This window comes from uncultured Mucilaginibacter sp., assembly GCF_903913935.1.
Taxonomy (GTDB): Bacteria; Bacteroidota; Bacteroidia; order Sphingobacteriales; family Sphingobacteriaceae; genus Mucilaginibacter.
In genome coordinates this window covers 1-7979 of the sequence record NZ_CAIWNH010000198.1, presented here as the reverse complement: position 1 = coordinate 7979, position 7979 = coordinate 1, and the positions used below count along the sequence as shown (strand labels likewise).

The following is a 7979-nucleotide window of genomic DNA, read 5'->3' as shown; positions in this document are numbered from 1 at the left end:
TTTAAGGGTTGTTACCAATGCCTCCATATGGCTGGGATAAGTTTTTCCGATAAGGTTCAGGTGTATTGATAGCTTAAAAAATTATGTAAGTATAGCAGCAAAATTTCAATTTCGCATCCCGTGTTTTAACCCTATTTATACCGTGTTTTCACGGTATAAATAGGGTTAACCAGCACTTTTACAATTTATTATGAAACAACAAAATACGGATACAAGTAGTTAGCAATTAAATACTTACAGCAATGTTGCATTAAGCAATAGCCCTTTTATTGAGAAAAGTTGCTCAAATATCCGAAACCTGTTCTTCCAGCTCCCGGTACCAGTCTTCGCCGTATTTGCGGATAAGCGGGCCTTTCAAAAATTGGTAAACACTAACTTTCAGTTCGTTGCCAAAGGAGCATGCGGGGCTGCAAATATTCCAGCGGTCATAATTCAACACATCAAACTCGGGGTATTTTGTAATACGAATTGGGTACAAATGGCACGAAATTGGTTTTTGCCAGTTGATAGCCCCATTTTCATAAGCTTTTTCGATGGCGCATTTAGTAATACCGTTTTCCCAAATCACGTAGGCACACTCTTTATTCACATCAACGCAGGGCGTTGTATAGTCACCTTCAAAATCTTTTACGTAGGTGCCGTTTTTCTCAATGGTGGCTATACCTTTCGTGGTCATAAAGGGTTTTACCTTTGGATATATTTCGTTAAGAATATCCAGTTCAACGGCATCAAGCGGCGCACCGGAATCACCTTCAAGACAGCAGGCGCCCTTGCACTTGTTTAAGTTGCATACAAAATTTTCTTTTATTAGTTCTTCATGCACCAATACTGCGCCAATTTCTATCATATATTATTTTTTAGAACCAAGATTTAAGAACCAGGAACCAAGATAAAAAAGTAATTTATTTTTTCTTTAGATCGTTATAATTTTATGTTATAAGACCAATATTTTCAGTAATTGCTTCCCGATGCCCCGTTCCGGTTCATGGCTCTTGACTCCTGGTTATTGATTTTACCTTTATTTACTTATCGGGTTTAAAGGATATTTAAGATCCTTTGCGCTGGTGAGTTCCATAGATACACTCCCGACAATCAGTTCAACATGGGCCTTTATAGGGATCCTGTTTTCGTCATCTGTTATCCAAAGGTAAAGTTTGCTATCCTTCCTGAAAACACGGCCGGGGATGATCGTTGGGTTAAATTTAAGACAATTAAATTCCCCCAGGTCGCTTTTCACCCGCTCCTTTCCAACATAGGTAATGCTGAGGGTATGTACGCCATCATCCAAAAAATATTTCAAATCGAAAGTTTCACCAATTTTTAGTTTGGAAGCATCAATGCCCCTTGAAAAATAATATGCTGATAAAAAATCAAATACTTTGCCTTTAAACGGAAAAACGCCTTTCGCAGCAGTTATTTTATCGTTATCGTGGTTAAATGTAACGTTATCGGTGTGTTTGTAGCTGGACTCATGCCTGTTTTCGGTATAAAAATAAGGCATCAGTGTTTTTTCATCGATATAGGTTTCATACCGGTTGCGAACCTTGTACAGAATATCAAACGCTCCTGCAGTTTTGCCATCGGCTACAATATGGAAAGCGGGCTGCCCATCAAATTTCCTGTCTGTAGCCTCAACTCTTAAATTGGCTTCTGCGGCGGTAAAAAAACCATACTTGAGTTTATAGTTTAGCTGCTCACCAACTTTAAAAACCGGCGTTACCATATCCACCATCTCCTGGCAAAATGTGGTGCCTGAAATTGCAGATAGCAAAACCGATACGAGTAGAATTTTTTTCATCTAGTTATTTGCAGGCAATTTTAGTTTGCGCCCGTTGTATTGAACCGCTGCCAGCGCAAATTATTGCGTCGCTACAAATCCTTTTTTTTGTAAATAGGTACTGTTGAACAAGGTTCGCCGAACATCAGGCTTTTTACCACTGGTGTAAGCTTTTTTGTTAAGGTAACGTACGCCGAAACAGGTACGGGTATATCCCCGCAACCTTTTATCACCACGCGTTGACCATTATATTGCTCAACATCCATTTTTGCCAAATGTTTTTCAAATAAAACGGTTTCCAGCACTTCAGCATTGCCAAAAACAACCTCGGCTGCATAGGGCGCCATTTTGTTGGCCAGCAGCATATAAGCCCATGCCGGAACGATAGCATCTTCAGAACAGGTTAAAGCCACAAATTTATCCTGGTACTGCGCCCAGTCATGCGCTTTCACAAACTCCCTGAAATCCTTTTCGCGCAGGATCAAGCCCATGTACAAATTATCCTTTATATCATATACCAGGCGTTCACCAGCCGGATAAAATGCTGCCGGGTCTAAAGTGACCAGGCCACTCATTGCTACTTTGTTAACTATATTTTCCTGTATTTCCATTTTATTTTAATAGCGGGGTAAATTTTATTTACCCGGAATACCGTTAAATAAAAAATCCGGGTACAGACATAGTGCTATACCCGGATACAAAATTACTTTAAAATATCCTTATAAGAACTTTGCTCTGTAATCTTTTACATTCGCCTTATCTTTCAGCGCTTCAAATATCTGCGAATCTGCACGCTGCATCATTGTCTGACCCAGTTGTTGCTTTTCCCTAACGGCATCCGTCATAGGCGCCGGGTTGGTAAAGCTATCCAAAACGAATACATAAGCACCCTGGGCGCCTGCAATTGGTTTAGACAGTTTATTGGGCTGTGAACCAAAAACGGTACCTATTAATTTATACTCTGCTGAAGAACCTGGTATTACCGGGTTTGCGAATACCATGTTTTGAATCGGGTTAACAGATGTTCCTGCTTTTTGAGCAACCTGGTCAATGGTAGAGGCACCGTTTATTGCTGATTGCAGTTTATCGGTTAATGCTTTGCCTTTAACCTGGTTTAAAACCATCGGCTGGATCTGTTTTTTAACATCGTCCAATGATAAGATTCCTTTTGGTTTAATTTGTGTTAAATGAGCCACAATATATTGGTCGCCTTCGATGTATACCTTGTCTGAGAAATCGCCTTTCGCAGCGGTAAATGCCCATCTAACCAGGTCGCGGGCGCTATTAACACCCGGAACTGATACCGCCACGCCGGTTACATCGGCAGCGGTTTGTTTTTTCAGACCTGTTTTCTTTACTTCTGCGTCAAAGTTATCTGTTGTAAGCGAGCCTAAAAATCCCTGGGCTTTGCTGTAAACTACCGTTTGTGTTGCGCTGCTGGCTTTTAATGGAACATCCACAATAGCTACCTTGGCCACTTTTGACGAACCTTTTTGATCCTCGATCTGGATAATATGGACGCCAAATTGCGTGCTTACTATTTTAATATCGCCTTTTTTGCCGTTAAAAGCAGCATCCTCAAACGGACCTACCATTGCGCCGCGGGCAAAAGTACCCAACTCGCCGCCTTTTGCAGCTGAACCATCAATGGAGAATTTTTTGGCGAGATCGGCGAATGATGCACCGCCATCGATCAATTTTTTCAATGAATCGGCCCTGGCAAGCGCTTTTTCATGGCCAATAGCTTTTTCGTCAATTAATATGTGTTTCGCTTTTACTGAATCCGCTTCAACATGTGAATCAACCAGCTTGGCTATTTTATAGCTGCCGTTTGATAAATAAGGACCATATACAAAACCCTTTGACGCGTTGAACATCACTGAATCTAATTTCGGATCGCCCAGCTGGCCTTTGTGTTTATAGCTTATCGCTGATTTAGTTTCAGCGTTAATCTGCACAAACAACGAATCGTTAGTGGTTGTTTTAAAATCAGCGGCCAGTTTTTCGGCTTGTTTCTTTATACCCGCTGAGTCTGCTGAAGAAGGAGCCGCATTAAAGGTGATAAAATCAAAGCTCCTTAACTCCTGCTGGTTTTTAAATTCAGCTTTATGTTCATCGTAATAAGCCTGGTAATCGGCATCCGTAGCGGTTACTTTATTATCAGGGATTGATGAATAATTAAGCACGGCATACTTAAAGTTAGCCAGCCTGTTTTTATTCTGGTAGTCATCTTTAGCTTCAAGCGTGTTTACATACAAAGAGTTGGTAACCAGCGAAACATATTTTTCCTGCAGTTTAGCCTCTATCATCTGGGTGATAAAATCACTCCATTGTTGTTTAATTTCGGGGCTCAGCGTTGGTAGCTGGCTTAAAAAATTATTCAGCCTGCTTCTGTCTAACTGCCCGGTTTTAGGATCGGCAAAGGCCTGCACGATCTGTGGATTAGGTTCGTTACCGCTAACCATCGATTTGGTTTCATCGGTACCTACCTGTAAACCCAGGTTGTCAACTTCCTTTTGCAAAACTGTTTGTGCCACCATCTGGTTCCAGGTAGTTTCCTGTACATAGCTGGTGATTTGCGGCGATAACGCGCCCTGGCCTGATTGCTGCCTGAACTGCGCACTGTTCTGATCTACCTTTTTATTAAAATCAGTGTACGAAATCTTTTCGCCACTTACTTCACCCAGCAAATCCCTGTCGTCCCTGAAAAATGATCCACCCGACCTTACCACTTCACCAATAATAAATGCCAGCAGCGAAAACCCGATACTAATCGCGAGGATTTTCCCCATCCGGTCACGCAAAAAACCCATTATACCCATATACCTATATAATTACTTTATACTACTAAAAAGAGGGCGCAAGATACAACTTTTAGTAAAATTCTATAATACAATTTTTGATTAGTTTTTGTGGTGGTTTTTGGTTGATTCGATTGATTTAGAGAGGGGTTCATCAGGGTTTGAAGAGTTGTAATATGTTGTAAGGGCTGTTAGTATGTTGTAGACGTTGGAAAGCTTGGAAAGATTGAAAGCCAAAAACTGAGGTGTTCCCCTAAACCGCAGGGAAAACCGGCGAACTAAATTCCGGCTTAATTTATTGGTAATTAACCATCTAAATATCTATCCCGGGAAAATCCGGCTGCGTACCATGAAAGTACGCCCGTATTTTTATCAATTTTTGATGTTTTTTTGAGGGATTTTGGGCCGATTGTTTAATTTGACGTCATGCTATTTCAAAAACTATGTATTAATATTCACGTCATCAACACAATAACTATGGTTAATTTAAAACTACATTATTCAATGCCGCGAATTGATAATAATTCGCGGGCCAGGTAGCCGGGTTATTTTTTATTTCGGATTCCAGAAACGAAATAAGCGTTTGCATTACACCCTTTGGATCGGAATTGAGCTTATTCAAACTGAATTGCGGCCCGCAATCTATATTTATCATTCCATTACAAAACCTTGGTATTGCTGTAACCAATGGCACTTTTGCAACTCTTGCCAGGCGCACGGGAAGCATCGACATATTATGGGATTTCCCTAAAAATTTAACCGGGCAACACTTCGGATAATTGCTAAAGCAGTCGAATGCAATAACTATGCGTCCATTATGCTGCAAATAGCTCACAATATCCCGCAGATCACTGAAACCTTTGCCTCGTTTTTGAATCCGTCTTTTTTGATTGGTCCACGTGCCGTTCCCTATAACAAATGCCATATTATTTTCGAGGCACCATTGCACAAGCAGCCTTTTCCAGGGTGTATGGCAAATTGCTATGATACAACCTGAATGAGATGGCAAGGGAAGAGTAGAATTTACCATACAGAGCGCACTCATTCTAAGCGGACTGCGCACCGACACCGAGATCACCCGCCTGACGAGTCGGATGTACCAAATATTTATAAGGTTTTTAAATACCGGTTCGCCGCCGTATGAAATGTATAATGGAATCTTTATCAGCCGGGCAGATAGCAAACTATAATGAATAGCAGCAAATATGGTCGAAAGACAACTGCAAATGGATATGCATTTACTTAAAAAGAAGGGCCTTGGGGTTTTCATTTAAAAAACTTTGATTGTTTACAAAACATTTCCTGTTTCCACAGAATCCTCTGCGAGAGACTCTTCGCTGTGGGATACCATTTTGCATGGTAGGCTATTGTTGGAACGAAATAGGCTAAAACTGTAATTGTATACCACTTGTAACGCTACCGGCGGCTGCGATACAGGCTACGACGATTATACCTATCCCACCGGCTATCGCTGCAATTGTTAACATAGGTTGCGGTTTTCTCTGCGCAAGATCAACACCCACACATTCACGGCTTAATACATTTCCGTGCCCATCCATCCTGAATATAATATATCTTTTATAGATGGTGAAATTTACGACATCGACCGTCGGAGATTGCGTATTTGGGTGATCAGTAATTGAATTATGCCGGTCAAAACTATAAAGCCATTCCTCCGAGTCGTCTGCGGTCTTTTTCTCGCGGGGCATGCCAAATTTTTTGACGATGCTTTCTTTCGTTTTGTAATCATTCAATACCTGTTCATTGGTATAAATTACTTTGGAGCAGCTGAATAGTGATAGCATGCTTAATAATGCTATTGCAGCGAAAGGATTTTTCATTTTATTTAAGATTAAATAAAAAATATTTACAATACCTAATCATCAATTTATTTATCGGAATAACTGATAAAAAGGCCCGGGAAAAGCATCCCGGGTCTATTGTTTTTGACACCTATCAAAACCTATTGGCCGCGCGTCAACCTACCTGCCCTTAATCAGAAAACCCACCTTTATTCCAAAATAGTGGCTTTTCAGTGAGCCGTCTGAGGATACAGGCATCAGGTTACTAAATCCGGCATTGTAATTGGCGGAAAACATTAAACCGTTGTTAAAACAATATCCCACCATGAAGTTTGCACCAACATCCATGCTTTTCAAATCATCGTCGGCTGTGCTTCCAAATTTCAGGGTTCTATTAATGGAATCTGTTCCATTGGTAAAATTTGATTTTCCTGAAACAGCAAAGGCAAATGTTGGGCCCGCGCCGATAAAAAAATTACCACTATTACCCCGTGCGTTTAATATAAAGTTTAAAGGGACTTCGATGCTATTTACGGTTACCTTCGCCTTTATGGTGACACCATCCGCGGTTGTATCATTTTTCGATCCCTTTTGTACATAATTTATCGCAGGTTGGAAGCTGAAATTTTTGCTTAGGGGAATATCCACCAACACACCAAATATTGGTCCTGTGAGTGATTTGTCATTTGATGATGTGCCGCCAATTGTAGAATCGTAATTAGAAAAGGCAGCTCCTGCGGTAATGCCGAACCGGGCGCCCTGGGCGTTGCTGGTAAAGTGAAGTGCCAGGCAAACAATTGAAAGAGATAATAATTTTTTCATGATAATAAGTTTTAATGTAAGTTTGAAATAACGGGCTTTTAATACCCGGTTGATTTTTAATGATTTACTAAACTGAGATCAAAATTATTTTTAAGTATTGCGTAAAACAATGAGGGTTTGACGGTTATAGCGTTTGAGTTGATATTATTGCAACATTGCTGAACAAGTTGCCGCCCGTCGTCGGCTAAACCTCGTGATTCATAGGGAGTGATGAACGACTGCTTTATGATAAATTGCTGTATGATAATATGTATATTTCCCAGTAATATGTAAATTATCTATTAAATAATACGAGCCTCCAACACTAAATATTGACCAGATATCAGTAGTTATTAGCTTATATTGGCTATTTGTTATTAAGATTGGTTATTTAACAAAAAAGCTTTATAACTTTATGCAATTACGTGCAAATAAGGGTTCTATGTCCCGAACGTACGGAACGGCAATAGCTAAACGGGGAAGCCAATTTATACCGATCAAAAAAAGTTGCAAATAAATTTCTGATAGTAGATTCACAATAGTGGGAGCACAACAGGAGATGGGAACAAGTTAGTTCCTTTATAGAAAAAATATCAAAGTGATAAGTTCAATTATTATAGATGATGAGCAGCATTGCATTGATTCGCTTGCAACGGATATTGCAAAACACTGTACCAATGTGGAAGTGCTTGCGAGATGCAGTTCTGCAAAGGAAGCCATTCCGGCCATACGCAAATTAAGACCGCGGCTTATTTTCCTTGATGTAGAAATGCCTTTGATGAATGGCTTTGAAATGCT

The 7979-nt window shown here is 40.3% G+C and carries 8 protein-coding genes; 1 reads left to right on the top strand and 7 read right to left on the bottom strand.

What is annotated here, in order from left to right; all coding sequences use genetic code 11:
• Positions 1-283 precede the first annotated feature (283 nt).
• The 7 genes from QZY09_RS07360 to QZY09_RS07330 all read right to left on the bottom strand — a co-directional run bounded on the left by QZY09_RS07360 (position 284) and on the right by QZY09_RS07330 (position 7202).
• Positions 284-847, bottom strand: a complete 564-nt coding sequence (locus QZY09_RS07360; protein ID WP_295670350.1) for a DUF3109 family protein — start codon at positions 845-847, stop codon at positions 284-286.
• 171 nt (positions 848-1018) lie between these two features.
• Positions 1019-1798: a DUF3108 domain-containing protein gene (locus QZY09_RS07355; RefSeq protein ID WP_295670347.1), complete on the bottom strand. Its 780-nt coding sequence runs from the start codon at positions 1796-1798 to the stop codon at positions 1019-1021.
• 71 nt (positions 1799-1869) lie between these two features.
• Complete coding sequence (locus QZY09_RS07350) at positions 1870-2388, bottom strand: DUF2480 family protein (RefSeq protein ID WP_295670344.1); 519 nt, start codon at positions 2386-2388, stop codon at positions 1870-1872.
• A 108-nt stretch (positions 2389-2496) separates the two neighbouring features.
• Complete coding sequence (locus QZY09_RS07345; RefSeq protein WP_295670352.1) at positions 2497-4590, bottom strand: peptidylprolyl isomerase; 2094 nt, start codon at positions 4588-4590, stop codon at positions 2497-2499.
• 469 nt (positions 4591-5059) lie between these two features.
• On the bottom strand, positions 5060-5848 hold the full coding sequence (locus QZY09_RS07340; RefSeq protein ID WP_295670341.1) for a hypothetical protein: 789 nt from the start codon (positions 5846-5848) through the stop codon (positions 5060-5062).
• 115 nt (positions 5849-5963) lie between these two features.
• Positions 5964-6419, bottom strand: coding sequence for a hypothetical protein (locus QZY09_RS07335; RefSeq protein WP_295670338.1), 456 nt, complete (start codon positions 6417-6419; stop codon positions 5964-5966).
• A 141-nt stretch (positions 6420-6560) separates the two neighbouring features.
• Positions 6561-7202, bottom strand: a complete 642-nt coding sequence (locus tag QZY09_RS07330; RefSeq protein ID WP_295670335.1) for a porin family protein — start codon at positions 7200-7202, stop codon at positions 6561-6563.
• Between the two features lie 577 nt (positions 7203-7779).
• Here QZY09_RS07330 and QZY09_RS07325 point away from each other — a divergent pair.
• Positions 7780-7979, top strand: a 200-nt coding sequence (locus tag QZY09_RS07325; protein ID WP_295670332.1) for a response regulator, incomplete at its 3' end; no start/stop codon positions are given.